24 protein-coding genes and 1 pseudogene are annotated in these 25336 nt (G+C 69.4%); 10 read left to right on the forward strand and 15 right to left on the reverse strand.

The features are described 5' to 3' along the window. Positions 1 to 128: 128 nt before the first annotated feature. The gene (locus VP06_RS21225) at positions 129 to 1475 is read right to left on the reverse strand and encodes an MFS transporter (RefSeq protein WP_048465777.1); all 1347 of its coding nucleotides are present in this window, start codon (positions 1473 to 1475) and stop codon (positions 129 to 131) included. A 145-nt stretch (positions 1476 to 1620) separates the two neighbouring features. Here VP06_RS21225 and cyoA point away from each other — a divergent pair, with 145 nt between their 5' ends. The 5 genes from cyoA (at position 1621) to VP06_RS21250 (ending at position 6655) form a co-directional block, all read left to right on the forward strand. Further along, entirely contained in the window at positions 1621 to 2721 is a 1101-nt protein-coding gene (cyoA, locus tag VP06_RS21230) for a ubiquinol oxidase subunit II (RefSeq protein ID WP_156295700.1), read from the forward strand. Positions 2722 to 2831: 110 nt separating this feature from the next. Then, a complete protein-coding gene (gene cyoB / locus VP06_RS21235; RefSeq protein WP_048465779.1) occupies positions 2832 to 4859 on the forward strand; it encodes a cytochrome o ubiquinol oxidase subunit I in 2028 nt (675 codons plus the stop codon). Positions 4860 to 4869: 10 nt separating this feature from the next. Next, positions 4870 to 5499, forward strand: a complete 630-nt coding sequence (gene cyoC, locus VP06_RS21240; protein WP_048465780.1) for a cytochrome o ubiquinol oxidase subunit III — start codon at positions 4870 to 4872, stop codon at positions 5497 to 5499. Next, entirely contained in the window at positions 5496 to 5906 is a 411-nt protein-coding gene (gene cyoD / locus VP06_RS21245) for a cytochrome o ubiquinol oxidase subunit IV (RefSeq protein ID WP_048465781.1), read from the forward strand. Before cyoC ends, cyoD begins: the two co-directional genes overlap by 4 nt. After that, the gene (locus tag VP06_RS21250) at positions 5903 to 6655 is read left to right on the forward strand and encodes an SURF1 family protein (RefSeq protein ID WP_425350935.1); all 753 of its coding nucleotides are present in this window, start codon (positions 5903 to 5905) and stop codon (positions 6653 to 6655) included. Before cyoD ends, VP06_RS21250 begins: the two co-directional genes overlap by 4 nt. Before the next feature lie 107 nt (positions 6656 to 6762). On the opposite strand, the gene VP06_RS21255 is transcribed toward VP06_RS21250, so the two are convergent. The 7 genes and pseudogenes from VP06_RS21255 to VP06_RS39040 all read right to left on the reverse strand — a co-directional run. Next, on the reverse strand, positions 6763 to 8844 hold the full coding sequence (locus tag VP06_RS21255) for an FUSC family protein (protein ID WP_048465782.1): 2082 nt from the start codon (positions 8842 to 8844) through the stop codon (positions 6763 to 6765). A gap of 152 nt (positions 8845 to 8996) precedes the next feature. Further along, the gene (locus tag VP06_RS21260) at positions 8997 to 9779 is read right to left on the reverse strand and encodes a TIGR04290 family methyltransferase (protein WP_048465783.1); all 783 of its coding nucleotides are present in this window, start codon (positions 9777 to 9779) and stop codon (positions 8997 to 8999) included. Continuing rightward, entirely contained in the window at positions 9776 to 10387 is a 612-nt protein-coding gene (locus VP06_RS21265; protein ID WP_048465784.1) for a histidine phosphatase family protein, read from the reverse strand. Before VP06_RS21265 ends, VP06_RS21260 begins: the two co-directional genes overlap by 4 nt. 251 nt (positions 10388 to 10638) lie before the next feature. After that, positions 10639 to 11856 carry an NAD(P)/FAD-dependent oxidoreductase gene (locus VP06_RS21270; protein WP_048465785.1) on the reverse strand — a complete coding sequence of 406 codons (1218 nt, stop codon included), beginning with the start codon at positions 11854 to 11856 and terminating at the stop codon, positions 10639 to 10641. Between the two features lie 11 nt (positions 11857 to 11867). Then, positions 11868 to 12191 carry a 2Fe-2S iron-sulfur cluster-binding protein gene (locus VP06_RS21275; protein ID WP_048465786.1) on the reverse strand — a complete coding sequence of 108 codons (324 nt, stop codon included), beginning with the start codon at positions 12189 to 12191 and terminating at the stop codon, positions 11868 to 11870. 85 nt (positions 12192 to 12276) lie between these two features. Next, positions 12277 to 13053: an SRPBCC family protein gene (locus tag VP06_RS21280; protein ID WP_425350936.1), complete on the reverse strand. Its 777-nt coding sequence runs from the start codon at positions 13051 to 13053 to the stop codon at positions 12277 to 12279. A 48-nt stretch (positions 13054 to 13101) separates the two neighbouring features. After that, positions 13102 to 13236, reverse strand: a pseudogene (locus tag VP06_RS39040) (Rieske 2Fe-2S domain-containing protein); the annotation flags it as partial. A gap of 326 nt (positions 13237 to 13562) precedes the next feature. On the opposite strand from VP06_RS39040, the gene VP06_RS21285 reads away from it, so the two are divergent. Continuing rightward, positions 13563 to 14495 (forward strand): LysR family transcriptional regulator, encoded by a 933-nt coding sequence (locus VP06_RS21285; RefSeq protein ID WP_053081969.1) that lies wholly within the window; start codon positions 13563 to 13565, stop codon positions 14493 to 14495. A 17-nt stretch (positions 14496 to 14512) separates the two neighbouring features. On the opposite strand, the gene VP06_RS21290 is transcribed toward VP06_RS21285, so the two are convergent. From VP06_RS21290 to VP06_RS38785, 5 genes are all read right to left on the reverse strand, one after another. Beyond that, entirely contained in the window at positions 14513 to 15457 is a 945-nt protein-coding gene (locus VP06_RS21290; RefSeq protein WP_048465788.1) for a LysR family transcriptional regulator, read from the reverse strand. Positions 15458 to 15504: 47 nt separating this feature from the next. Continuing rightward, complete coding sequence (locus tag VP06_RS21295; protein WP_048465789.1) at positions 15505 to 16179, reverse strand: DUF1028 domain-containing protein; 675 nt, start codon at positions 16177 to 16179, stop codon at positions 15505 to 15507. Further along, a complete protein-coding gene (locus tag VP06_RS21300; protein ID WP_048465790.1) occupies positions 16176 to 16613 on the reverse strand; it encodes a RidA family protein in 438 nt (145 codons plus the stop codon). Before VP06_RS21300 ends, VP06_RS21295 begins: the two co-directional genes overlap by 4 nt. A 33-nt stretch (positions 16614 to 16646) precedes the next feature. Continuing rightward, positions 16647 to 17933: a flavin-containing monooxygenase gene (locus VP06_RS21305; RefSeq protein WP_048465791.1), complete on the reverse strand. Its 1287-nt coding sequence runs from the start codon at positions 17931 to 17933 to the stop codon at positions 16647 to 16649. Positions 17934 to 18009: 76 nt separating this feature from the next. Further along, positions 18010 to 18153, reverse strand: a complete 144-nt coding sequence (locus tag VP06_RS38785; RefSeq protein ID WP_342586832.1) for a hypothetical protein — start codon at positions 18151 to 18153, stop codon at positions 18010 to 18012. Between the two features lie 473 nt (positions 18154 to 18626). Between VP06_RS38785 and VP06_RS21310 the strand changes: the two genes are divergently transcribed. The 4 genes from VP06_RS21310 (at position 18627) to VP06_RS21325 (ending at position 22975) form a co-directional block, all read left to right on the forward strand. Next, complete coding sequence (locus VP06_RS21310; RefSeq protein ID WP_048465792.1) at positions 18627 to 19733, forward strand: ABC transporter ATP-binding protein; 1107 nt, start codon at positions 18627 to 18629, stop codon at positions 19731 to 19733. 31 nt (positions 19734 to 19764) lie between these two features. Next, on the forward strand, positions 19765 to 20823 hold the full coding sequence (locus VP06_RS21315; protein ID WP_048465793.1) for an ABC transporter substrate-binding protein: 1059 nt from the start codon (positions 19765 to 19767) through the stop codon (positions 20821 to 20823). 85 nt (positions 20824 to 20908) lie between these two features. Then, the gene (locus VP06_RS21320; protein ID WP_048465799.1) at positions 20909 to 22147 is read left to right on the forward strand and encodes an ABC transporter permease; all 1239 of its coding nucleotides are present in this window, start codon (positions 20909 to 20911) and stop codon (positions 22145 to 22147) included. A 9-nt stretch (positions 22148 to 22156) separates the two neighbouring features. After that, entirely contained in the window at positions 22157 to 22975 is an 819-nt protein-coding gene (locus VP06_RS21325) for an ABC transporter permease (protein ID WP_048465794.1), read from the forward strand. A gap of 295 nt (positions 22976 to 23270) precedes the next feature. On the opposite strand, the gene VP06_RS21330 is transcribed toward VP06_RS21325, so the two are convergent. Next, a complete protein-coding gene (locus tag VP06_RS21330; RefSeq protein WP_048465795.1) occupies positions 23271 to 23687 on the reverse strand; it encodes an ester cyclase in 417 nt (138 codons plus the stop codon). Positions 23688 to 24257: 570 nt separating this feature from the next. Then, positions 24258 to 24785 carry a hypothetical protein gene (locus VP06_RS21335; protein ID WP_048465796.1) on the reverse strand — a complete coding sequence of 176 codons (528 nt, stop codon included), beginning with the start codon at positions 24783 to 24785 and terminating at the stop codon, positions 24258 to 24260. Positions 24786 to 25336 lie beyond the last annotated feature (551 nt).

A 25336-nucleotide genomic window follows, 5' to 3' on the forward strand; every position in this document is an offset into this window, starting at 1 on the left:
CATCGTCCCTCTCCCCACCCATGCAGGGCGGCCCGGAGGAAAGGAATGGTGCTGGACCTTCCCCCCCTCTCCCTCAAACAGATCCCGGGCAGGCCCGGGACTCTGTCGGGGAGAGGAGGAATCGGGGCTTAGGCCGTCACGCCGAGCCGCCGGTTGAGCCCGAGCGCACCGAGCGTGCAGACCGCGCCGGACAGGAGATAGACGCCGACCCACGGCAGGCCGAGATGGCTCGAGGCGTAGAGCGCGACGAGGGGCGCGAAGCCGGCGCCGACGAGCCAGGCGAGGTCCGAGGTCAGCGCCGAGCCAGTATAGCGGTACTTGGTCCCAAAGTTCTCCGCGATGGCGCCCGAGCTCTGGCCGTAGGCGAGGCCGAGCAGCGCGAAGCCAACCACCACGAAGATCGTCTGCCCGGGCATGCTGTCGCCGAACAGCAGCGGCGCGATGATGCTGCCGATGGCGAACAGGCCGATCAGCGCGGCGGCGAGCGCGATGGTGGAGCGCCGCCCGATCTGGTCGGCGATCAGGCCCGACATGATGATCGTCATCGTGCAGATGACGGCGCCGGCGAACTGCACCATCAGGAACTCGCCGACCGAGCGGCCGGTGAACAGGTTGATCCAGCTGACCGGGAACACGGTCACGAGGTGGAACAGGGCGTAGCAGGCCAGCGGCACGAAGGCGCCGACCAGGATGTTGCGGCCTGTGGCCCGCACCGTGTCGACGACCGGCTCGGGCTCGAGCTCGTCGGCCTCGAGCAGGCGGCGGAACTCCTCCGTCGCCACGAGGCGCAGCCGCGCGAAGAGCGCCACGACGTTGATCGTGAAGGCGACGAAGAACGGGTAGCGCCAGCCGAAGCCCATGAAGTCGGCATCCGACAGCTGGAGCACGAAGAACGCGAACAGCCCGCTCGCCAGCATGAAGCCGACCGGCGCGCCGAGCTGCGGCAGCATCGCGTACCAGCCGCGGCGGTTCTTCGGCGCGTTGAGGGCGAGCAGCGAGGCGAGCCCATCCCAGGCGCCGCCGAGCGCCAGTCCCTGGCCGAGCCGGCACAGGCCGAGCAGCACCGCCGACCAGTGACCGATCGTCTCGTAGCCCGGCAGGAAGGCGATGAGGCAGGTCGAGAGGCCGAGCAGGAACAGCGCGATGGTGAGCTTGGTGGCCCGGCCGTAGCGCCGGTCGATCGCCATGAACAGCACCGAGCCAACCGGACGGGCCACGAAGGCGAGGGCGAACAGCCCGAACGAATACAGCGTCCCGGTCACCGGCTCGGCCCAGGGGAAGACCAGGCGCGGGAAGACCAGCACGCAGGCGAGGCCGAACACGAAGAAGTCGAAGAACTCGGAGGTGCGGCCGATGATGACCCCGAGGGCGATCTCGCCGGGGGCGACGTGGCCGGGCTCCGACGAGGCCAGGCGGGCATCCCGTTCCGGCTTGGAGGAGGAGGCGGCGGCAGCGTCCGCCGAGATCGTGGCCATATCGGAATCCTGCTTCGTCACGCTACGACGGGCTCTTCCTTAGAGGAGAACCAGCCGCTTGGGGGCCTGGACAAAACGTCCAATCCCGCGGGCACTCCGGCGAGCGTACAGGACGGAAGCCGTAAGCTGACCGTCCGGGATGCCCGTGAGACATCTGCGCCTCCTCCTCGTCCTTCCGCTCATCCTCCTCACCGGAGGGTGCAATCTCGTGCTCCTGTCGCCCGCGGGCGACGTGGCGCTCCAGCAGCGCAACCTGCTGATCGCCTCCACGGTGCTGATGCTCCTCATCATCGTGCCGGTGATGGCGCTCACCGTCGCCTTCGCCTGGCACTACCGCGAGGGGAACAAGAAGGCCGTCTACGACCCGAACTTCCATCACTCGACCGGGCTCGAAGTGGTGATCTGGTCGGCGCCGCTCTTGATCATCGTGGCGCTCGGGGCGCTCACCTGGCTCGGCACCCACCTGCTCGATCCCTACCGGCCCGTGACGCGCATCAGCGCCTCGAAGCCGATCGTGTCGAGTGTGGGCGACCCGATGGTCTCGGGCAAGCCCCTGGTGATCCAGGTCGTCGCCCTCGACTGGAAATGGCTCTTCCTCTACCCCGAGCAGGGCATCGCCTCGCTCAACGAGGTCGCCGCCCCGGTTGACCGGCCGATCGAGTTCCGCATCACCTCGTCCTCGGTGATGAACTCGCTGTTCATCCCGGCGCTCGCCGGCCAGATCTACGCCATGCCGGGCATGCAGACCCGCCTCAACGCCGTCATCAACAAGGCCGGCGACTACGAGGGCTTCTCGGCCAATTACAGCGGCGCCGGGTTCTCGCACATGCGCTTCATCTTCAAGGGCATCGACGAGGGCGCGTTCAGCGCCTGGGTCGACAAGATCAAGCAGGAGGGCGGCGGCCTCACCCGGGCCGATTACCTGAAGCTCGAGCGCCCGAGCGAGAAGGAGCCGGTGCGCTACTACAAGGCCGTCGACACCGACCTCTACGACGCGATCCTCAACATGTGCGTCGACCGGGCCAAGATGTGCATGCACGACATGGCGGCGATCGACGCCCGCGGCGGCGGCGGCCGCGAGGGCATCAACACCGTCATGAGCCTCACCTACGACAAGGCCGTCCGCCGCGGCACCGGCGCGACCCAGCAGGCGACCTTCGTCACCGCGCTCTGCACCCCCGCCGACGCCTACGGCCTCGGCAACGCCGCGAAGGCGTCCGCCGCCGCGACGCCGCGCCTGAACTGAACGAGCCCGCGCGGCACTCGAGCGCCCCTGACATCCGCGTTGCGCCGCAACCGTCGGATGTCCCCCGAGAGCCCGGACCCCGACAGACACTTCGCATTCCAGGCTGAACCATGAATTCCGAACCCAACCCGATCGACACCTACCCGCATTGGTGGCGGCTGCTGTTCGGCCGCTTCACCCTCGAATCCCTGCCGCTCCACGAGCCGATCGTGGTGGGCACCTTCATCGTCGTGGCCCTGGGCGGCCTCGCCGTCCTCGCGGCGATCACGCGCTACAAGCTCTGGGGTGTGCTGTGGCGCGACTGGTTCACCAGCGTCGACCACAAGAAGATCGGGATCATGTACATGGTCCTGGGCATCGTCATGCTGCTGCGGGGCTTCGCCGACGCGGTGCTGATGCGCTCGCAGCAGGCGATCGCCCATGGCGGCGCCGAGGGCTTCCTGCCGCCACATCACTACGACCAGATCTTCACCGCCCACGGCGTGATCATGATCTTCTTCGTGGCGATGCCGCTGGTCACCGGGCTGATGAACTTCGTGGTGCCGCTCCAGATCGGCGCCCGTGACGTCGCCTTCCCGTTCCTGAACAACTTCAGCTTCTGGATGACCACCGGCGGCGTCGTGCTGGCGATGATGTCGCTGTTCATCGGCGAGTTCGCCGCCACCGGCTGGCTCGCCTATCCGCCCTTGTCGAACATCGCCTACTCGCCGAGCGTCGGCGTCGACTACTACATTTGGGCGTTGCAGATCGCCGGCGTCGGCACGACGCTGTCGGGCGTCAACCTGATCGCCACCATCGTCAAGATGCGGGCGCCCGGCATGTCGATGATGAAGATGCCGGTTTTCACCTGGACCTCGCTCTGCACCAACATCCTGATCGTCGCCTCGTTCCCGGTGCTCGGCGCGGTGCTGGCGCTGCTCACCCTCGACCGCTACGTCGGCACCAACTTCTTCACGAACGATCTCGGCGGCAACCCGATGATGTACGTGAACCTGATCTGGATCTGGGGCCACCCCGAGGTCTACATCCTGGTGCTGCCGGCCTTCGGCATCTTCTCCGAGGTGACGTCGACCTTCTGCGGCAAGCGCCTGTTCGGCTACGCCTCGATGGTCTACGCCACGGTGGTCATCACCATCCTGTCCTACCTGGTCTGGCTGCACCACTTCTTCACCATGGGGTCGGGGGCGAGCGTCAACTCGTTCTTCGGCATCACCACGATGATCATCTCGATCCCGACCGGCGCGAAGATCTTCAACTGGCTGTTCACCATGTATCGCGGCCGGATCCGCTTCGATCTGCCGATGATGTGGACCGTCGCCTTCATGCTGACCTTCGTCGTCGGCGGCATGACCGGGGTGCTGCTCGCCGTGCCTCCGGCCGACTTCGTGCTGCACAACTCGCTGTTCCTGGTCGCGCACTTCCACAACGTGATCATCGGCGGCGTGCTGTTCGGCCTCTTCGCCGGCATCTATTACTGGTGGCCGAAGGCGTTCGGCTTCCGCCTCGACCCGTTCTGGGGCAAGGTCTCGTTCTGGTGCTGGGTCGTCGGCTTCTGGGTCGCCTTCACGCCGCTCTACATCCTCGGCCTGATGGGTGTGACCCGGCGGATGAGCACCTTCCAGGGGACCGAATACCAGCCGCTCTTCGTCATCGCGGCCTTCGGCGCGGCCCTGGTGGCCTGTGGCATCGTCGCGATGCTGGTCCAGTTCGCCGTCAGCATCCTGCGGCGCGAGCAGCTTCGCGACGTCACCGGCGACCCGTGGGGCGGCCGCACCCTCGAATGGGCCACCGCCTCGCCGCCGCCGGCCTACAACTTCGCCTTCACGCCGATGGTGCATGACGGCGATGCCTGGTGGGACATGAAGAGCCGCGGCTACAAGCGTCCGCTGGAGGGCTACAAGGCCATCCACATGCCCAAGAACACCGGCGCCGGCGTGGTCATCTCCGGGATCGCCACGGTCTTCGGCATCGCCATGGTGTGGCACATCTGGTGGCTCGCGGTGATCGCCTTCGTCGGCGTGATCGCCGCCACCATCACCCACACCTTCAACTACGACCGCGACTATTACATCCCTGCCGACGAGGTCGCGCGGACCGAGGACGAGCGCACCCGCGCGCTGGCCCTCGTGAAGGCCTGAGGAATCCGCCATGGCACAGTCACATCCGGTCGCGGCGGACGACGCCGAGCTACGCTTCTATGTCGCCGACGAGCACGGTCACGCCGAGGGCGGGACCATGCTCGGGTTCTGGCTCTACCTGATGAGCGACTGCCTGATCTTCGCGATCCTGTTCGCGACATATGGCGTGCTCGGACGGAATTACGCGGCGGGCCCGTCCGGGGCGGACCTGTTCGATCTCAAGCTCGTGGCGGTGAACACCTCCATGCTGCTGTTCTCCTCCATCACCTATGGCTTTGCCATGCTGGAGATGGAGAAGGGCGACCAGCGGATGACGCAACGGTGGCTCGCGATCACCGGGGCGTTCGGCCTCTGCTTCATCGGCCTCGAACTCTACGAGTTCGCCCACCTGATCCACGAGGGCGCCACGCCCCAGCGCAGCGCCTTCCTGTCCTCGTTCTTCACCCTGGTGGGGACGCACGGCCTGCACGTCACCTTCGGGTTGATCTGGCTCGTGACCCTGATGGTGCAGGTGCACCAGCGCGGCCTGATCCCGGCCAATCGCCGCCGGCTGATGTGCCTGAGCATGTTCTGGCACTTCCTCGACGTGATCTGGATCGGCGTCTTCACCTTCGTCTACCTGATGGGGTCCCTGAAATGAGCGCCCGCGCTCCCGTTTCCGACGGCCGTCACGCCGAGACCGTGCAGGTCGAGGTCGTGCACGACCATCACGAGGCCGGCCACGGCAGCCGGAAGGAGTACATCACCGGCTTCGTCCTGTCGGTGATCCTGACGGCGATCCCGTTCTGGCTGGTGATGGCCGAGGTCTTTTCGGATTCCCGCGTCACCTCGCTGGTCATCATGGCCTTCGCGGTGGCGCAGATCGTGGTCCACATGGTCTACTTCCTGCACATGAATGCGCGCTCGGAAGGCGGCTGGACCATGATGGCGCTGATCTTCACGATCGTGCTCGTGGTGATCGCACTCTCGGGCTCGCTCTGGGTGATGTACCACCTCAACGCCAACATGATGCCGATGTCGCCGGGCGACATGCGCACCATGCCGTGACGGCGGGCAACGATCATCCGGCACCGGCCGGGGCGATCGCGCCCCGGACCGCCCCGGGGGCCAAGCGTCTTCTCCTGATCGGGCTCTCGCTCCTGGCGACGGCCCTGTTCCTCGCCCTCGGACTCTGGCAGGTCGAGCGCCGGGCCTGGAAGCTCGATCTCATCGCCCGCGTCGAGGCCCGGCTCGCCGCCGCCCCGGTGCCCGCCCCCGGCCGGGCCGCATGGCCCATGCTCTCCCGCGACGGCGACGAGTATCGCCGCGTCACGGCGAACGGCCGGTTCCTGCCCGACCGCGCCGTCCGCACCATGGCGGTGACCGAGAAGGGCGCAGGATCCTGGCTCGTCGTTCCCCTGGTCACCGAGGCCGGCGACACGATCCTCGTCAATCGCGGCTTCGTGCCGGCCGACGGCCACGCGCCCGCCGCCGACCGGGAGGGGACCGTGACGGTGACGGGCCTGCTGCGGATGCCCGAACCCGGCGGCGGTTTCCTGCGCAGCAACGATCCGGCCCGTGACCGCTGGTATTCCCGCGACGTCGCGGCGATCGCGGCGGCCAAGGGCCTCGGCCCGGTGGCGCCCTACTTCATCGACGCCGATGCCTCCGGCAACGGCCCGGGACGGCCGGTCGGCGGGCTCACCGTCGTGGCGTTCCGCAACCACCACCTGATCTATGCCCTGACCTGGTTCGGCCTCGCGGCGATGGCGGGCTATGCCGCCGTCCGAACGCTGTGGGAGCCACCGCCGCGGTGAGGCGGTGCTCGCCGCGTTCCACCCGATCGGTGGCCGGGGCGGCCGGACCGTGGCCCCGACCGGTCGGGCGGGCGCTCCAACACGCTCCGAGGGCCAAGATCCGGGGGCTACCTCCCCTCGCGCCCGCCAATCCCCGCCCGCTTCAACGTCCCGGCCAGCAGCTCGACCTGGGCGGCGATGCGCCCGAAAGCCGCCGAATCCGCCCCGTCCGGCTTCGGCGGCAGCCCGTCGCCCGACGCCGTGGCGGCGAGCGCCCGGGACAGCCAGTCGCGCCAGGCACGCCACGCCACCGCATCGGCGCCCACCGGCGCGGGCTCGTGGCGCAGGATGGCGAGGCGCCCGGCCATCCGGCGCAGGGTGGCGTCGGCGATCATCGCGGCCTCGATCCGGGAACGGCCGTGGCGCATCGGCTCCTGCAAGGCGCGCGACAGGGCGGCTTCGAGGTTGTTGCTGGCGAGCCCTGCCGCCCGGGCCGCGGCTTCGGCGGCGGACGGGCCTTCCCCTAAGCGCTCGGCCACCACCGCCTCGGCGTAGCGGGCATGGGTCTGGAGGGCGGCGCGAAGCGCATCGCGCACGCGGCCCGGCTCCCAGAGCGGCCACAGCAACAGGCCGGCCAGCACCGCGACCGCCCCGCCCAGCACCGTGAACAGGGCCCGCATCCCGACGATCTCCCAGGAGGAATGGCCGGGTTCGACGAGTTCCACCAGCACCACGACGAGGGGCGTCAGGCAGGCGATGAAGGTGCCGTAGCTCACGCCCTTCGCGGCGAAGCCGATGACGCTGAGCGGCACGATCATGGCGGCAAGGACCGGCGGCGAGGTCGCGTAGAAGGCGAGCACCGCCCCGATCACCCCGCCCAGCACTGTGCCGCCGATGCGCTCCAGCGCCCGCTGCCAGGTGGCGGCGTAGAAGGGCTGCATCGTCAGCACCACCGTGATGGTGAGCCAGTGGGTGAAGGGGCCCGGCCACCAGAAGGTGACGGCGAGCGCCGGCAGCGCCACCACACTCGCCCGCACGGCATGGCGCAGGTTGGCGGAGGACCAGGTGAGATTGGCGCGCAGCGGCTGCATCACGGTCTCGCGCCAGGGCGGGGCCGGGGCGCCGGCAATCCCGCCGCCTCCGGCCAGGTCCTCCGGCCCCGACAGCTTGGCGCCGATCCGCACCCGGTCGAGGATGTGCTCGGCCATCCGGCGATAGGCCGGGTCGGCATCGGCGGCGGGCTTCACCCGGGCGAGCGCCCGTTCGATGCGGCCGAGGTCCACCGGCCGGTCGCGGCGGATCGCCTTGCTGAGGATCTTCAGCATCGGCGGCAGCAGGCGCAGGAGCCTTGCGGCTTGCGCCCGCTGCGCCGGGGTGGCGCGCTCCAGGTAATCCGACAGGGCGATCATCACCCCGAACAGCTGCTCGGCCGCTTCGAGCCGGATCAGCGCCCGGGCGTTGCGCTCCGAGAGCCGGGCGCGGCTGCGGGCGAGTTCCAGGACCAGGGTGCGGGCGGCCTCGATCGCGTCGCGCACCGCCCGGCGGTGGCCCCGCGCATGGGCCTCCCAGACCGCGGGATCGGTGCCCTGGGGCTCGGCCGAGAGCCGGCGCAGGTCGCGGGCGAGGCGCGACAGGCCGCGCCAGACGCCCCCGATCGCCGCATGGGCGGGCCGGTAGGGGTGGAGCCGCCACACGACCAGGGCCAGGAAGGCGGCCCAGAGCCCGCCGGCCCAGAACATCCCGGCGACGACGACGCCCTGATGCAGGGTCAGGGCCCGGTCGAGGGCGAGGCAGAGCACCACCACCAGCACGTTGCCGACGGTCTGGGCCGGCACGCCCCAGACCCGCGCGAAGGTGCAGCCGAAGATGACGACCACGGCCACCGGCAGCACCAGGGCCGGCCCGTAGCCCTCCATCACCCCGAAGGCGCCCCAGACCACGCCGCCGAGCCCCGCGAAGGCGAGGAGCGCCCGCAGGCGCGGCCGGATCGGCCCGCCGACATCGCAGAAGCAGGTGAGGAAGGCGGCGAGCGCCATGGTGAGGAGCGGCGGCCAGGCCAGCCAGCCTTCGAGCAGGATGATGCTCGCGAAGGCGACGGCCGCCCGCAGGCCCTCGGCGATGTTGAGGCCGGTGAGGTCCGGCGCCACCGGCAACCGGGTGAGGTCCGGACCGGGCTCGCGCAGGGTTCCGCGGCGGATCGAGAGCTTCATCGGGCGGGAGGGATCACGGGTCGCTCGGATCGGGGCGGCGTCGGGCGGCGCAGCCGGCTGTCGCCAAGCCGGGAGCCCGGGGGCCGGCGCCGGCCCCGATCGGCCCCTGCCCCAGCGTCCGTTATAGGACGTGGCGCAGCCCCGTGAAGCGCTCAAGCCGGTGGGGGCGCCGGATGGACGGGCCGGGCCGCCACCGGCGTGGCGGCGCGGCGGCAGAGATAGACTTCCTCTTCCGGATGCGCCTCGATCCGGAAGCCCGAGGCCCGCAGCATCGCCTCGGTGCAGGCCCGGTTGGGCGCCCACCAGTTGGTCGGGTCGCCAGCATAGCGATGCTCGATGAAGTGCAGCTTCGGGTAGCCGGGATCGTCGAACCGGCCGGCATCGAAGAAGTCGTAATCCTCCGCCACCGGCGCCACGATACTGGCGCCACGCTGCATCGACTGGAACACCATCAGGTCGCCGGCGACATGGGCGTGGATCAGGTCGAGGGCGAGCAAAGGGTGGCGCAGGTGATAGAGCACCCCCATGAACAGCACCACGTCGAAGCGCTCCCCCAGGGCGCCGACATCGTAGACCGAGAGGTTGCGGAACTCGATGGTCGCGCCCAGCGCCTCGGCGGCGAAGCGGGCTTGCGCCAGATAGCGCTCGTCCTCGTCGATCCCGAGCACCCGGGCGGCGCCCCGCCGCTTCATCGCGACGGCGTAGAAGCCGGCATTGCAGCCGATATCGAGCACGGTCTTGCCGGTGAGGTCGGCCGGCACCGCGTCGGCGAAGGTGCGCCACTTCACCATCGGGTAATCGCCGAGGAAGTGGCCAGGCGCCGTGAACACGCCAGGCGCGATCTCGATGTTGTGGAACCAGGGGCCCAGCGCCTCGGCGCGTTCGCGCAAGGACTGGGCGCGCAAGGACTGGGCGCGCAAGCGGTCGTCGGTCATGCGTGGCTCCCCAGGAACGCCCGCTCGTTCAGGCTCTCGACCTTGGCGCCCCAGGCGCCCAGCACCAGCACGCTCACCGACGCCGGGCCGATCTCGAATCGGTGCGTGGCATCCGCCCCGAGCCCGAGGGCATGGGCGATCACGAGCTTGATCACCTCGGCATGGCTGACGAGGGCGAGGCGGGCATCGCCGTGGCGCGCGTGCAGGTCTTCCAGGCCCCGCAGCACCCGGGCCTGCGCGTCCAGGGCCGTCTCGCCCCCCGGCGGCCGGGTGACGTGGCGAGCCTGGTTCCAGCCGGCCCAGGTCGGATCGCCGTTCAGGTCGTCGAAACTCGTCCCCGTCCAGGCGCCGAAATCGATCTCGTCGAGGGCCGGCAGGGTCTCGACGGTCAGCCCGGCCCGGGCCGCGAGCGGGGCGGCAGTCTCCTGGGCCCGCTCCCGCGGCGAGGCATGGATGGCCGCCAGCCCCTCGCCGGCGAGGCGTTCGGCCACCATCACGGCCTGCGCCCTCCCCTCGCGCCCGAGCGTCACACCGGGCATTCGCCCGCACAGGATGCGGCCGATCCGGTCATGGGCGGCGTGCCGCACCAGGAAGAAGGTCGTGGTCATGCGCCTCCGGCCCATCGTGGTCGGGAAGCCAGATAGGCTTGGGCGCGGGGGCGGCCATGCGCGGATGGCACATGGCAGGATCGTTTTTGGGGGCCGCATGGTGCGGCGAGGCGAGCCCCGGATGCACGATCCGCCTCATCCATCCACAAGAGAACAGAGCAGAGGCTCGACCATCCCAGGCTGCGCTCCCGCCGCCAGCGCCGCTCGCACAGCCAGACCGGGATTTTCTCCGCGTCGCGGACCGTCCCCTCTCACCATCGGATCAGCGAGTTCAGCAAGAAGCCGGGATCAGTCAGGTGCGCCTCGGCGGGGGTGATGTCCGCTTCGATGAGCTTGCGGCCGACCATGTAGGTCGCGGGCTCGTTGATCGCGTCGACGGCGATCAGCGACGATCGTCGGAAGTACCAGACGGATTGCGACCCGGGTCGCTTGCCCGGGCGCACGAGGGTCGCATCGTAGCCCGTGCTCAGCCCGGCGATCTGGAGCCGCACGTCGTACTGGTTCGACCAGAACCAGGGCTTGGGCCGGTAGGGGCTCTCCCGGCCGCAGAGGGTGGAGGCGGCGGTCTCGCCTTGTGCGATCGCGTTCTGGACCGATTCGAGCCGGATGCGGCCGCCGGCATGGGGGACGCTCGTGCAATCGCCGGCGGCGACGATGGAAGGGTCCGAGGTCCGGCACCGATCGTCGACCGCGATTCCGTTCTCGACGGCAAGGCCGGCGCGCGCCGCCAGTTCCACCACCGGCGCGGTCCCGATTCCGACCAGGACGAGGTCGACGGGCAGTTCGCTCCCGTCCGACAGGATCGCGCGGGCGACGCGATCCTGTCCCGAGAGGGCCACGAGGCCGATGCCTTCCAGGAGGCGAACGCCGTTCCGACGATGCAGTTCCCGGAAGTAGTCGGAGGTCGGCTCGGCCGCGACGCGGTGAAGGATGCGCGGGGCGGCCTCCAGAACCGTCACCGTCCGCCCCGCGCCCGACACGACTGCCGCCACCTCCAGCCCGACATAGCCGCCGCCGACGATGAGGACGCGGCTCGCGCCGGCCAGGGCGGGGCGGAGCGCGTCGGCGTCGGCCCTGCGCCGGAGCACGTAGACGCCGGCGAGTGAACCGCCCACCGCCGCCGGCAGGCGGCGCGGCTCGCTGCCGAGGCAGAGGGCCAGATGGTCGTAGCCGACGACCGCTCCGTCATCGAGGCAGAGCGTCTTCGCTGCCCTGTCGATCGCGATGGCGGAGCGGCCGAGGCGCAGTTCGATTCCCTGCCCCTCGAACCAGTCGCGCGGGCGCAGCGACAGGCCGTCGGCCGGAAGCTCCCCCTTGAGATAGTCCTTCGAGAGGGGCGGGCGCTGGTAGGGAACGACCGGCTCGTCGCCGATGAGGGTGATCCGGCGGTCCGGATCCAACGCGCGGAGCTTGGCGATCAAGGCGACGGCGGCTTGACCGGCGCCGACGACGACCGTGCGGGAGAGCATCGTGCCGGGCGTCATGGGGCCGAGACGGGACCGTGAAGGAGAAGGCCGCCGAGTGCCGCATGAGCACGGATCTGGCAGCGCAGCCGGCTGTTCGGCGGCCGGCCGGCCTCCACCATGTCCAGCATTGCGTCCTCGTCCGGGCCCGGCCGTCCGGTTGCGGCGAGCCACGCCTCGGCGACGGCGACGTGGCAGGTCGCGCAGGCCAGGGCGCTGCCGCACGCTCCGCAGATGCCGGGCACGGCATGGCTGACGGCCGCCGCCACGAGCGTGCGGCCGTCGCGCATCTCCGCGACCATTTCGGCGCGGCCCTCGGGCGTCCAGGTGACGTTCGCCATGGTTCGACTCGGTTTTACCGGGACGGGATCGCCGCCGGGGCCATCGCTGCCGGCGGACGGATCCCCCTCGACAAGTCCGCGGCGCTTATTCGGCCGCGACCTGGACCTCGCGCTCGCATCCGCCGGTGCGCGCGGCGATGTATTGCAGGAAATCGTAGATCGGGCGCTCCAGATAGGAGAGGTGGCCGGCCTTGGCCGCCTCGGCGTTCAGCCCGCGATAGACCTTCTCGGTGCAGCCGCGATCCTCGACGTTCACCTCGTCGAGGAGCCGCTTGAGGTCGCGGACGTAGTCCTCCGCCTTCGGATCGGCCATGAATTCCGGCGAGAGTCCGCCGCCATAGGTGATGTGGACCTGGCCGGGCCCCTTGGGATGGAGCGAGAGATACCAGAAATATCCCGGTGTCAGCGTGATCAGATGGCTGGGATAGAGGGCGAGGAGCGCCGTCGTCTTGCGCCAGTGACCCTCAAGCCGGGTGTTGTCGGGATGGGCGTTGCCGATCGCCAGCGACGCCTCCTTGGTGATCCAGTGGTAGTTGAAGTCCGGCAGGCCCGGCGGGCAGATCATCTCTTCGAGCCGGGAATGCGGGCCCACCGTCGCCGCGTGGCAGACCGGCAGGTGGTAGCTCTCCATGAAGTTCTCGGCGAGCACCTTCCAGTTCGTGTCCCAGACATGGCTCTCGCGGAAGCACTCGACATAGTTCTCCATGCCGTAATGCGCGACCAGTTCCTCGACCGGGCGGAAGCGCTCGCGGACGCTCGCCGCGTCGGGATTGAGGGTCACGTAGACCCAGCCGAGCCATTCCTCGCAGCGGATCTGCGGCAGCCTGTAAGCCTCTTTGCAGAAGCCCGTCGTCTCCTTCATGAACGGCGCGCCCCGCAGGGTGCCGTCGAGATTGTAGGTCCAGGCGTGGTAGGAGCAGACGATGCTGCGCGCGCGGCCCGATCCTTCCAGCAGCGTCGACATGCGGTGCAGGCAGACGTTCGACAGGGCCCGCAGCGCACCGGCCTGATCCCTCAGCACGATGATCGGCTGGTTTGCCAGCTCGCAGGTGAGGTAGTCGCCCGGCGCGGCAAGCGCGCTGGCACGCCCGACGCACAGCCACTCCCGCGCGAAGATGGTCTCGAGTTCGCGCCGGAGGAACGCCTCGTCCTTGTAGACGCCGGGCGGCATGGCGACCGCGTCGTGGAAGGGACGGCGGGCGGCCTGAAGCAGCGCGTCGAGCGAGGCGTGCGACGACATGGGGCGCGTCCTTCTTCTGTGCGGAGGGCGGTCACTCGGCTCGCGCCTCCCTCCAGTCGCGAGGCCCCATGGCTAGCACTTGCTGGAACAGGCAAAAACTTCGAAACTCATGCCTTCGAGAAAGGCAAACTATGGTTCGCTTCACCCTGCGGCAATGCAGCTATTTCCGTGCCGTGGCGGAGAACGGGGGGATCGCCCAGGCCGCGCGGGCCCTCAACATCTCCCAGCCCGCCGTCGCGCAGGCGATCGAGAAGCTGGAGGACGTCACCGGCCTGCGCCTCTTCGACCGCCGCCACGCCCGCGGCGCGACCCTGACGCGGCAGGGGCGCGCCTTCCTCCAGCATGCCGCGGACCTCGAGCGGCAGGCCGAGCAGGTGGCGCGGGAGGCGGCGGCGCTCGCCTCCCAGGTCGCGGGAGAGATCCGCCTCGGCTGCTTTACGACGCTCGCCCCGTTCTTCGCCGCGAGCCTCGTGCGCGGCCATCTCGAGCGCCATCCCGGGATCCGGATGGTCACCCGCGAGCTGAGCCTGACGGCCCTGGCCGAGGAGGTGCGGGCGGGAAGCCTCGACCTCGCCCTGACCTACGATCTCGGGGCCGATCTCGCCGGCCTGTCGGTGCTGCCGCTGGCGGCGCTGCCGCCGATGGTGGTCATCGCGGCCGACCATCCATTGGCGGCCAAGCGCGCGGTCTGGCTGCGCGACCTGGCGCAGGAGCCCTACGTGATGTTCGACGGGCCGGGAAGCCGGGGCTATTTCGAGGATCTCCTGCGCACGCACGGCATCGCCCCGCCCATCGCCTACGTCTCGACCTCGCTGGAGGCGGTGCGCAGCGCGGTCGGCAACGGCTTCGGCTTCACGCTCCTGGTGATGCGCCCTCACAGCATGACGACCTACGATCTCAAGCCGGTGACGGTGCTGCGGCTGCGCGACGCCGTCCGGCCGCTGCGGATCGTGCTGGCGACGCGCGACCGAGACGAGGGCGACCCGCTCGTCGGGCGCTTCGTCGATCACTGCGTCGGCTATTTCAAGGACCGCTTCGGAGCGCCACCCGCCGCCGATCCGTGAGGCACCGGAAACAGACCCTATCGCTTGCGGGGCCCGAAGCTCGGAGCGACCATGCCGGGGATGTAGGATTCCGAGATATGCGCCCGGCAATGGGCCGCGAAGGCGGCGACGAGCTGGGTCTGGCGCAGCGCCTTCAGCGTGGCGACGCCGATCGTCATCGGCCGGTGCTCGCCCGCGAGGCGGATGCGGACCACCCGGCGGCCGTCAAGGGCGTAGTCCGAGCGGGGCCTGGCGTTGAGGATGGAATAGCCGTAGCCGTTGGCCACCATGGTGCGGATCACTTCGTGGTGGGCCGAGCGCGCGGCGATGGTCGGCTCCAGGCCCTGCTTGAGGAAGAGCGCCAGGAAGTACTCGCGGCTCATCGGCAGGTCGAGGAGGATCATCGGCTTTGCGGCCATCTCCTCGAGGCTGGCGGAGGGCTGCCGCGCGAGCGGGTCGGCCTCGCCCAGGAGGATGTAGGGCGGCAGTTCGACCAGCGGCATGAACGCGATGTCGTCGGGAACATGCAGATCGTAGCAGAGGGCGATGTCGATCTCCGAATGCCGGATGCCCTCGAAGAGATCGTCGTGGTGGCGCTCGGCCGTGCGGATGGAGACGGCCGGAAACGCCGAGGCGAAGGAATGCGTCAGTTCCGGCACCAGCATCGGCGCCAGCGTGACCATGCAGCCGAGCGACAGCGAGCCGCGCACCTGCCCCGTCGCCTCCGTGGCGCGCAGATAAAGGCCCTCGGCCTGGGCCACGAGGCTCTTGGCCTCGCGCAGGAGGGCCCGGCCGGACGGCGTCAGCGACAGGCCCTGCGCGTGGTGGCGCACGAAGAGCTGGACGTTCAGCTCCTGCTCCAGATGCGAGATGGCGGTGGAGATCGAGGGCTGCGAGATGTGGACGCGCTCGGAGGCGAGCGTGATGCTGCCGGCCTCGCCCACCGCGATGAAGTACTCCAACTGGCGCAGCGTATAGCGCATCCGGACCTCGGGGGCGGCGTTTCGGCACCGCCCCCTATAGCACCGGACTACTCGTCGCCGGGAACCCCGTAGCGCGGCGCGGCACCGGGATCGAGGGCGCGGGTCACGTAGTCCGCGAGCTGCGGCTTGTAGAGCACCCAGAGCGCGGCCAGCGCCTCGACGGGGCAGTCCTCGGTCCAGTCGACACGAAGATCCGCGACCGGCCAGGACACCCGGTCGACCAGCGTCATGCCGATCGAGCGCAAAGGCCCGGCCTCGCCCCCCGCCGCGACCGCCGCGCGCATGACGGCGACGAGGCGGTCGCCGAGAGGGCCGGACGACGCCGCGAAAGCGTCCACCATCCGCTGCGGCACGTGCGGGCCCGACAGGAGGTTGCCGCCGCAGGCGACGCCCTCGCCCGCCGCCTCGGCGAAGATGCCGAGGGCGCGCGGGCCGGAATGGACCGCCGTCCCGCCCCGGCCGTCGACGGCCAGGATCTGGCGGAACTCCATGTGCGGCGCCGAGGCGCGCAGCACCGCGACGGCCTGCTCGGCGCCGGCACCGAGCGCCATCAGGTCGAGGGTGCGGGGGCCGAGCGAGGGATCAGTGACGTTCTGGCTGGCGACCGCCCCGATTCCGGCCCGCGCATGGGCGCAGCGCGCCGCCACGGCCGGCGAGGAGGAGGTGACCGCGACGCCGAACATGCCCGTCTCCGGGCAGCGCGCGACGATCGACAGGGTCATGCGGCGTCCTCCGGGATGACCGCGATGGCGTCGACCTCGACCAGCCATTCGGGCCGGGCGAGGGCCGAGACGACGATGCCGGTCGAGACCGGATAGACGCCCTTCAGCCAGCGCCCGACGACGCGGTAGACGGCCTCGCGGTAGCGCGGATCGACGATGTAGATCGTGATCTTGCAGATGTGCTCGAGCCGGGCCCCGGCCTCCGTCAGCAGCATCTCGATATTGGCCATGGCCTTCTCGGTCTGGCCCGCGGCGTCGCCGATGGCGACGCTCTCCGACGTGTCGAGGTCCTGGCCGATCTGGCCGCGGACGAAGACCATGCTGCCCTTGGCCACCACGGTCTGGCAGAGGTCGTTGTCGAGCTTCTGCTCGGGATAGGTGTCCTTGGTGTTGAAGGTGCGGATGCGCGTATGTGCCGTCACGGCAGGCTCCATGCGGTGGGAAACGGGCTGGAGGGAGGTGTGGCCTCAGGCCGCCGGCGAGACCGCCGATGCCGGGCGGCACCGGGCGAGATGATGGTCGAGGTAGCCGCGCCGCGCCGCGATGTGGTCGGCAAGATAGCGGGCATCGTGCCAGACGCCCCAGATGAAGCTGGAGCCGCGCCCCGAGAGCCAGGGCAGGCCGAGGAAGTAGAGGCCGGGCTCCCGCGAGATGCCGCGCTGGTGATCCGGCCGGCCCTGCGCATCGAAGGCGTCCACCTCGAGCCAGCGGAAGTCGGAGGTGTAGCCGGTTGCCCAGATAATCGTGGAGATGCCGGCCTGCGCGAGGTCGAGGCTGTCGAGCGGATCGGTGACGCAGGCGGGATCGGGCGGGAAAACGCGGGCCTCGGGCTCCGGCGGCAGGTCGAGCCCGTTGCGCGCGGCATAGGCGTCGGCCTCGTCGAGAAGCGCGAGGTAATAGGCGTCGCCGCGCACGAGGGTCGCCGCGAGATCGGGCGCGAAGCGCAGCACGCCGTCGCGATAATCCTGCGTCCGGCCGACCAGCGTCATGCCGCGATGGGCGAGGCGGCGGAAGTCGATCGTCTCGCCGCCATGGGCCCCGCTCACCGCGATGGTGACGTGCTCCGTGCCGGGCGCCGGGGCCTGGATGTCCCACTTGCCGAGGACGCCGAGCCACCAGACGAAGTCCCGCCCGCGATAGGCCCGGGGCGGCCGGTCGTGGGGGCCGACCGAGAGGGTGACCCTTCGTCCCGCCCGCAGCAGCTCGTCGGCGATCTGGACGCCGGAGGAGCCGGCGCCGACCACGAGGACCGCGCCCGCCGGCAGGGCGCCCGGGTTGCGGTAGGCATTCGAATGGATCTGGTGCAGGCCGGCCTCGGCGGGGACGATCGGCGGAACCACCGGCTTCTGGAACGCCCCCGTCGCCACGACGACGCTGTTGGCCTCGATGGTCCCGTCCGCGGTGTCGACGCGAAAGCCCGGACGCCCGTCGAGCGGCCGCACCTTCGTGACCTCGACGCCGCAGCGGATCGGGGCGCCGAAGGCGTTGGCATAGGCGGCGAAATAATCGGCCACCTGATCCTTCGGCACGAAGGCGTCCTCGTCGAAGGCGGCGAAGTCGAGGCCGGGAAAGCGGTCGTGCCAGGCCGGACCGTTGGCGACGAGGGAGTCCCAGCGGGCGGTGCGCCAGCGCTCGGCGATCCGCGCCCGTTCGAGGACGAGATGGGGCACGCCCTGCTTCGTCAGGTGCTCGCTCATCGCGACGCCCGCCTGGCCGGCCCCGACCACGAGCGTGTCGACCGTCTCAACCGACATCTTCCCCGTCCTTCCCTGCGCGATGCGTGGTCTCCGGGCTAACGCAGGGCGGGAATGGCGAACATTACGATTTGGATCAGCACTGCTTCGGCCTTTCCGAGGCCATCCCCCGCCGCGACGCCCAGGCGCGCAGCCGGGCGAGGCGCCGGTCCATCGCCCGGTCAGCCGAGGCGAGTTGGTCGAGCACGACGACCTCGTGCGGCTTGTGGCCCTGGTTCATCGAGCGCGGCGATGCAAGCCGGCCGCGACGTCGATCGGGTCGCGGTTGGGATCGCGGCGGACCGTCAGGAAGGCGATCAGGCGGTCGAGGAGAGCGCGAGAGGTCGGCACCCGGGTCATCGGCCGAGCGTCAGACCCGCGCCGCGCGGCATCGTTTTCTCCCAAACCTCCGCTTCCGTCGCCGGCCCCTCGGCCCGTCGCCCGGGCCTGACGAGGCGCGCCCTCTGCAATGGTTCGGAAAATCCTATCCCGCGACGGGTCCCCCGCCGCCCTGCCGGCCTTGCGGCACCAAAGATTGCATGTTTAGTTTTGCAAACCCGGGGTCGACTTGGTTTTACGCATCCAAGGGTCGATGAGGACACCATGCCAGCCAGCCGCGCGCGCACGATCGAAGATAACGGCAAGCAAAATGCCGCCTGGTCGGACGCGCATATCGGATGGAACCATCGGCATACCGGCGGAAGGGGCATCTGAATGGCCGCGTCCGGCGCATCCGAGCCCTTCGTTACCTTCTCCCGCATTCGCAAGACGTATGACGGTGAGAGCTACGTCATCCGGGACCTGAATCTCGAGATCGCCGAAGGCGAGTTCCTGTCGCTGCTCGGCCCCTCCGGCTCGGGCAAGACCACGACCCTGATGCTGCTCGCAGGCTTCGAGAGCCCGAGCGGCGGAACGATCACGCTGAACGGCCGGACGCTGAACGAGCTGCCGCCCCACAAGCGCGACATCGGGATGGTCTTCCAGAACTACGCCCTTTTTCCGCACATGACCGTTGCCGAGAACATCGCCTTCCCGCTCTCCGTGCGCGGGGTGGCGAAGGCCGAGCAGCGGGAGCGCGTGGCCCGCGCCCTCGACATGATCGAGCTGGGGCGCCTGGGGGGGCGCAAGCCGAGCCAGCTCTCCGGCGGGCAGCAGCAGCGCGTCGCGCTCGCCCGCGCCCTCGTCTTCGAGCCGCGCCTCGTCCTCATGGACGAGCCGCTCGGCGCGCTCGACAAGGCGCTGCGCGAGACGATGCAGTACGAGATCAAGCGGCTGCATCGCCGGCTCGGCGTCACGATCGTCTACGTCACCCATGATCAGGGGGAGGCGCTCACCATGTCGGACCGCGTCGCCGTCTTCGAGGGCGGCGCGATCCAGCAGATCGCCTCGCCGACCAGCCTGTACGAGGACCCCGAGAACGCCTTCGTCGCCGACTTCATCGGCGAGAACAACGGACTGGCCGGCCAGGTCGTCGGCTTCGACGACGGGTATGCCGTGCTGACGCTCCCGGGCGGACGGACCTTCAAGGGCCGGGCGGGCGGCACCCTCAAGCCCGGGGATGCCGCCGTCCTGGCGCTACGGCCGGAGCGCGTCACGGTCGATCCCGGCGACGGCGAGGCACAGAATCGCCTGTCGGGGACGGTCGAGGAGATCATCTATTGCGGCGACCACCGCCGGATCCATCTCGCCACCGGCCAAGCGGGGCACTTCGTCATCAAGGTCCCGAACACCCAGCGGACGATCCTGCCGGCGAACGGCGAACCCGTCGACGTCTCGTGGCGCTACGACGACTGCAAGATCGTCGATGCCCGGTCGGCCTGAAACCTTCATCGCATCACCGAGGGGAACGATCATGACAGCCGGACGAACTGCTTCGAGAGTGGCGGCCTTGCTGGCGGCGGGCTGCGCCCTGCTGGCCGTGCCGGCCGCCGCCCAGGAGAAGACCCTCAACATCGTCGATTACGGCGGGGCCTTCGAGGCGGCGGCCGACAAAGCCTGGTTCAAGCCGTTCGCGGCGGCGCAAGGCGTCAAGATCGCGACCGAGCAATATGACGGCGGCGTCGCCAAGCTGCGCGCCATGGTCCAGGCCGGCAACACGACCTGGGACCTCATCGACCTCGAGACCAACGACGCCATCACCGCCTGCGACGAGGGCCTGCTCCAGAAGCTGAACCCGGCTCTCCTCGGCGACCCGTCGGACTTCATCAAGGGCGCGGTCCTGCCCTGCGCCGTGTCCTCGATGATCTGGTCGACCGTGTTCGCCTACGACGCGAGCAAGATGCAGACGAAGCCGACGACGATCGCGGACTTCTTCGACACCCAGACCTTCCCGGGCAAGCGCGGCCTGCGCAAGAGCCCGAAGGTCAGCCTGGAATGGGCGCTGATGGCGGACGGCGTGCCGGCGGGCGAGATCTACAAGGTGCTGGCGACCGACGCCGGCCTCAAGCGCGCCCTGGCCAAGCTCTCCACCATCAAGGACCGGATCGTCTGGTGGGAGGCCGGCTCGCAGCCGCCGCAGCTCCTCGCCGACGGCGCTGTCGCGATGACGATGGCCTATAACGGCCGCATCTACGACGCGCAGAAGAAGGAGAACAAGCCCTTCGCCATCGTCTGGGACGGGCAGATCTACGACTACGAGTGGTGGGGCATCCCGGCCGGCGCCAAGGACAAGGACCTGGCGGAGAACTTCATCAAGTATGCATCCGCCAAGGACAACATCTGGAAGCTCTCGAATTTCATCGCCTACGCCTCGCCGCGCAAATCCTCGGTCGAGCTGATGAACAAGGACGTCCTTCCGGACATGCCGACGGCGCCGAACAACTTCAAGAACGGGCTTCAGATCAACGCTGAATTCTGGGCCGACCATTACGACAGCATCAACAGCCGCTTCATGACCTGGCTCGGTCAGTGACATGTGGGGCGCCCCGGCCGGCCCGGGGCGCCCGTCGGCGTTCAGAGGAAAGGGTGTGGTCTTGGCGATCGGTGAGGTGGGAGCGATGGCGGCAGGCGCCGAGGCGGATCCGATGCCGCGGGCGGGCCGCGATGCCTACAGGGCCGCCCGGCGCAAGGAGGCGATGCGGTCGCTGGCCTTCGCCCTGCCTCTCCTCGTCTTCCTGGTCGCGGTCTTCCTCTATCCCATCGGCGCCCTGCTCCTGCGCAGCGTCCAGAGCGAGGACGTGGCGGCGGCGTTGCCGCGGGTCTCGGCGGGCCTCGCCGCGTGGAGCGGGGCGGCGCTTCCGCCCTCTCCCGTCTTCGAGGCCCTGGCCGCCGACATCGCCGCCGCACAGGAACGCGGGACCCTCGTCTCGGCGGCGCGGCGGCTCAACACTTACGAGCCCGGCTTCCGCAGCCTGATCCTGAAGACCGCCCGCCGCCTGCCCGACCCCGCCGCCGGCCCCGTCGCGCCCGCCTTCGTGGCGATCGACCCCCGCTGGGGCGAGACGGAGACCTGGCATTTTATCCAGCGGGCCTCGGCCCGGATCACGCCGGACTACCTGCTGGCGGCCATCGACCTGAGGGCCGGCCCCCGCGGCCTGTCGGAGCTGCCGCCCGACCAGCGGATCTATCAGGCGGCTTTCGCGCGCACCTTCCTGATCAGCGGCACGGTGACCCTGCTCTGCCTCATCCTCGGCTATCCCGTGGCCTACCTCCTCGCCACGCTGCCGCCGCGCCAGAGCAATCGGCTGATGATCTTCGTCATCGTACCGTTCTGGACCTCGCTGCTCGTGCGGACCACCGCCTGGTACGTGCTCCTCCAGCCGAACGGCGTCGTCAACGCGCTCCTCGCCCAGGCCGGCCTGACGCGCGAGCCGCTGGCGCTGATGTTCAACCGCACCGGCGTCCTCGTCGGGATGACGCACGTGCTCCTGCCCTTCATGATCCTGGCGAACTACGCGGTCATGCGCGGCATCTCGCCGAGCTATCAGCGGGCGGCGGTGTCGCTCGGCGCCCATCCGGCGATCGCCTTCCTGAGAGTCTACGTACCCCAGACCCTGCCGGGCATCGGGACGGGCACGTTCCTCGTCTTCGTGCTGGCCATCGGCTACTACATCACGCCCGCCCTTCTCGGCGGCGGCGGCGACGAGATGATCAGCCAGCTCATCGCCTTCCAGATGGACCGCCAGCTCAACTGGGGCCTCGCCGGCGCGCTGTCGGTCTATCTCGTGCTGCTGACCCTCGCGGTCTACTTCGTCTTCAACCACTTCGTCGGCGTCGACCGGCTCCGGCTGGGATAGGCGGTCCTCATGCAGTCAACCACGCTCACCGAGCGCGTCGGCCGGAGGGTCCTGCGCCTCGTCTCCGCCGCCGTGCTGGTCTTCCTCGTCGCCCCGGTGCTGATCGTCATCCCGCTCTCCTTCAACGAGAGCGCCTATTTCTCCTATCCGATGTCGGGCTTCAGCACCCGGTGGTACGCCGCGCTCGTCTCGTCCGAGGAGTGGCGGCTCGCGGTCGTCAACAGCTTCATCATCGGCCTCGCCAGCACGGCGATCGCCACGGTGCTGGGCACGGCGGCGGCGATGGGCATCAGCCGGCCGTCCTTCCCGCTCCGCGGCTTCATCATGCCGCTCCTGATCTCGCCGATGATCATCCCGATCGTCGTCGTCGCCGTCAGCCTCTACCTCGTCTTCGCGCCGCTCGGCCTCACCAGCAGCCATGCCGGCGTCATCCTGGCCCACGCGGCGCTCGGCACGCCCTTCGTGGTGATCACCGTCACCGCCACCCTGATGGCGTTCAACTGGAACCTCGTGCGGGCCGCCGCCAGCCTCGGCGCGCCGCCGCTCGTGACCTTCCGGCGCGTGACGCTGCCGCTCATCGCGCCCGGCGTCGCCACCGGGGCCGTCTTCGCCTTCGCCACCTCCTTCGACGAGGTCATCGTCATCCTGTTCATCGGCGGAGCCGAGCAGAAGACGATCCCCCGCCAGATGTGGTCGGGCATCCGCGATCAGATCAATCCCTCGATCCTCGCCATGGCCGCCCTCCTGACGGTCTTCGCCATCACCCTGTTCCTGGTCATCGACTGGCTGCATGGCCGCGCAGCGCCGGCGGCGGACACGCGGGGTTGACGCACCGTCCGGTCGGAGCCGGTGCCAAGCCCAGACGTCCCGGATCTTGGGCGTGGCGACAAAGTCCAAAAAACTTCCGCATCATGTATGATTAACACTATTATTGCATCGATTGCCGATTGCGCCATCGTGCGTCCGTGCCGAGTCCGACCAAGCGGGTCCCGGTTCGTCGCAGACAAGGCGGAAGAATCAAAGATTGAGAGCGCGTCCCGATCGCAAGGAGATCGGGACGCGCTCTCGGTTCAGACGGTCAAGCAGGTTCTCCCGGCCGAGACGGCGTCGTGGTGCAGGACGATCAGGCCGGGAGGGCGCCGAGCTGCTTCAGGAGGCCGAGATTGTCGAGGAGCGCCCAATGCTCCACCAGGCGCCGATCGACGATGCGAAACAGGTCCATCACCGCGATGTCGATGCTGCGGCCGCTGGCGGGGAGCCCCATCAAATCGCCAGTATGGCGCCCCCGCACACGCAGGCGCACCAGCACCCGGTCGCCCTCGGCGATCACCTCGTCGATCGGCAGCTTCATCTCGCTGATGCCACCATGCAGCACCTCGCCGAGCCGGCGCACGCCCTCGGGGCCGCGCACCGTGAAGTCGAGGCCCGGATCGTGGCGCACGAAATCCGGCGCGATGTGCCGCTGCCACCACGCCTCGTCCCGTTCGAGGAAGGCGGTGAAGTAGGCGCGGGCGAGAACCTTGTTGGCATCGATCGGCATGGCGTCCTCCCTGATGCGCGCTCCCTCTCCGGGGATGCGCGATGTCTGCCTATGGCCCCAGATGCTGACGCATCGATGCGACCTCGGGCAAGCCCGGGGCGATCGCGACGGAGTCGAGGCCGCGCCCGGAAGTCCGGACCCTTGGGCCAGAGTCTCCCCCATGGCGACAGTCGAGAACGGAACCGACGATCGCCGTCTGTCAACGGTTCGTATCACATGATTTATTTGTGCGCGACCGATCCTGGTGCACGCCGTTCCGGACGGATCGGAGGTCAGGGTCGAGAAGGCGCGGGCCTCCCCTCCCGGCGAGTCGCACGGCTATCCGGAGACAGTGCCTTTGTAATCAAGCGCAGCATCCCGTCTCTCGGCGGGGAGACAGGTTCCGTCGATCGACGATGGCGCGAGGGCGGCGCGCGTCCACGGTGAGCGCCGCGCGTGGCGCCGGCAGCGGGACCGTTCAGGGGCGGTGCGGACACCGAGCCGGCGTTGCGGGGATCGCCGATCCCCCGGCCATGCCACCGGCGACGATCCCTCGACGGCCTTGGTCGTTCGGACGGAGCGCCGATGTAGCTACTTCCAGGCGCAGAGTTCGACGCTTCTGTCGAGGCTGACCCAGCAGGCCCGCTCCCGTGTCATCGTGCCGAGCGGTCGCGGGGTCGAGACCTTGCCTCCGCTCAGGGTCCCGCGGCCGGTCTTGTCGTCGTTGAGTGCGATCGACATCTTGTAGATGTACTTGCGGTTGTCAGATCCCGCGACGATCGAGAAGCTGCGGTCGAACTTCTCGTAGTAGCAGTTCCGAGCATCGACCACCGGGCTGCCGGCGATCCGCAGGCTGCATTTCGCGATGATCGAACTCGACGAGGTCGACGACGGCGGCGGCGCGGCATTGGCGACCCGCGGCGGCGGCGCCCCCGCATTGACGGCGTTGCCGCCAGGGCCACCGGGACCGCCCGCCGGCCCACCCAGGACGCAGTTGTTGCAATAGATGACCTGCCCCCCAGCAGAGCCGCCGCCGCCGCCACTTCCGGCCTTGTACTGCACGGGCTGGACGCTCACGGCGAGGAGCGCCAACGGGGCGAAGACGGACCACGCGGGCATCTGGACTGGACCCGAAATTGTGACTGGCCCTATGCCAGATCAAGCGACAACCGCCATATTTCTTGCCGTTCGCGCCGGCAGTGTCAATCCGGTCCGGCCGTCCCCCAACAGGTCGAGCCACGCAGGAATATTTGACGCGCGCCATCGTCGGCAAGAGGAGCGCGCTTGACTTGAGCAAAAAATCAGTAAGGATCGCGAGCCTCATCCGCGCATGCAGGTGCGCCGGCAAAGCACGCCCAATGCACGGCCCGCCGCGCACGACCCGTGCCAATTGAGACGACGAATGACAAAATATTGATCCAGTTCGGCGGGGTCGAGCCTGTCACTGGCCTTGACGAAAGCACATCCTCTCGGAGAGATGTCTTGATCGCTGGATTCCAGTCGACGCACGTGTGGGGGAGGTCGAGATGACGAAACTGTTGGCCGTGGCCGCCGCGATGGCCACCCTGCTGGTGCCGACGATCGCGTCGGCGCAGACCGGGTATGGCGGCGCCGGTGGCGCCGGCGGCCAGGGCTATTACGGCGGCGGCGGCGGCCAGGGCGGCGGCGGC

Source organism: Methylobacterium aquaticum, assembly GCF_001043915.1.
Classification (GTDB): domain Bacteria; phylum Pseudomonadota; class Alphaproteobacteria; order Rhizobiales; family Beijerinckiaceae; genus Methylobacterium; species Methylobacterium aquaticum.

What these genes read in the sequence shown, in the direction of transcription:
- VP06_RS21260 (WP_048465783.1), bottom strand. Translation starts at nt 9,779, where the DNA reads ATGACCGACGACCGCTTGCGCGCCCAGTCCTTGCGCGCCCAGTCCTTG.
- VP06_RS21225 (WP_048465777.1), bottom strand. Translation starts at nt 1,475, where the DNA reads ATGGCCACGATCTCGGCGGACGCTGCCGCCGCCTCCTCCTCCAAGCCG.
- VP06_RS21310 (WP_048465792.1), top strand. Translation starts at nt 18,627, where the DNA reads ATGGCCGCGTCCGGCGCATCCGAGCCCTTCGTTACCTTCTCCCGCATT.
- VP06_RS21280 (WP_425350936.1), bottom strand. Translation starts at nt 13,053, where the DNA reads ATGAAGGAGACGACGGGCTTCTGCAAAGAGGCTTACAGGCTGCCGCAG.
- VP06_RS38785 (WP_342586832.1), bottom strand. Translation starts at nt 18,153, where the DNA reads ATGAACCAGGGCCACAAGCCGCACGAGGTCGTCGTGCTCGACCAACTC.
- VP06_RS21315 (WP_048465793.1), top strand. Translation starts at nt 19,765, where the DNA reads ATGACAGCCGGACGAACTGCTTCGAGAGTGGCGGCCTTGCTGGCGGCG.
- VP06_RS21270 (WP_048465785.1), bottom strand. Translation starts at nt 11,856, where the DNA reads ATGCTCTCCCGCACGGTCGTCGTCGGCGCCGGTCAAGCCGCCGTCGCC.
- VP06_RS21330 (WP_048465795.1), bottom strand. Translation starts at nt 23,687, where the DNA reads ATGCCGATCGATGCCAACAAGGTTCTCGCCCGCGCCTACTTCACCGCC.
- VP06_RS21335 (WP_048465796.1), bottom strand. Translation starts at nt 24,785, where the DNA reads ATGCCCGCGTGGTCCGTCTTCGCCCCGTTGGCGCTCCTCGCCGTGAGC.
- cyoC (WP_048465780.1), top strand. Translation starts at nt 4,870, where the DNA reads ATGGCACAGTCACATCCGGTCGCGGCGGACGACGCCGAGCTACGCTTC.
- VP06_RS21300 (WP_048465790.1), bottom strand. Translation starts at nt 16,613, where the DNA reads ATGGAGCCTGCCGTGACGGCACATACGCGCATCCGCACCTTCAACACC.
- VP06_RS21325 (WP_048465794.1), top strand. Translation starts at nt 22,157, where the DNA reads ATGCAGTCAACCACGCTCACCGAGCGCGTCGGCCGGAGGGTCCTGCGC.
- cyoD (WP_048465781.1), top strand. Translation starts at nt 5,496, where the DNA reads ATGAGCGCCCGCGCTCCCGTTTCCGACGGCCGTCACGCCGAGACCGTG.
- VP06_RS21305 (WP_048465791.1), bottom strand. Translation starts at nt 17,933, where the DNA reads ATGTCGGTTGAGACGGTCGACACGCTCGTGGTCGGGGCCGGCCAGGCG.
- VP06_RS21295 (WP_048465789.1), bottom strand. Translation starts at nt 16,179, where the DNA reads ATGACCCTGTCGATCGTCGCGCGCTGCCCGGAGACGGGCATGTTCGGC.
- VP06_RS21255 (WP_048465782.1), bottom strand. Translation starts at nt 8,844, where the DNA reads ATGAAGCTCTCGATCCGCCGCGGAACCCTGCGCGAGCCCGGTCCGGAC.
- VP06_RS21265 (WP_048465784.1), bottom strand. Translation starts at nt 10,387, where the DNA reads ATGACCACGACCTTCTTCCTGGTGCGGCACGCCGCCCATGACCGGATC.
- cyoB (WP_048465779.1), top strand. Translation starts at nt 2,832, where the DNA reads ATGAATTCCGAACCCAACCCGATCGACACCTACCCGCATTGGTGGCGG.
- VP06_RS21290 (WP_048465788.1), bottom strand. Translation starts at nt 15,457, where the DNA reads ATGCGCTATACGCTGCGCCAGTTGGAGTACTTCATCGCGGTGGGCGAG.
- VP06_RS21320 (WP_048465799.1), top strand. Translation starts at nt 20,909, where the DNA reads ATGGCGGCAGGCGCCGAGGCGGATCCGATGCCGCGGGCGGGCCGCGAT.
- VP06_RS21285 (WP_053081969.1), top strand. Translation starts at nt 13,563, where the DNA reads ATGGTTCGCTTCACCCTGCGGCAATGCAGCTATTTCCGTGCCGTGGCG.
- VP06_RS21275 (WP_048465786.1), bottom strand. Translation starts at nt 12,191, where the DNA reads ATGGCGAACGTCACCTGGACGCCCGAGGGCCGCGCCGAAATGGTCGCG.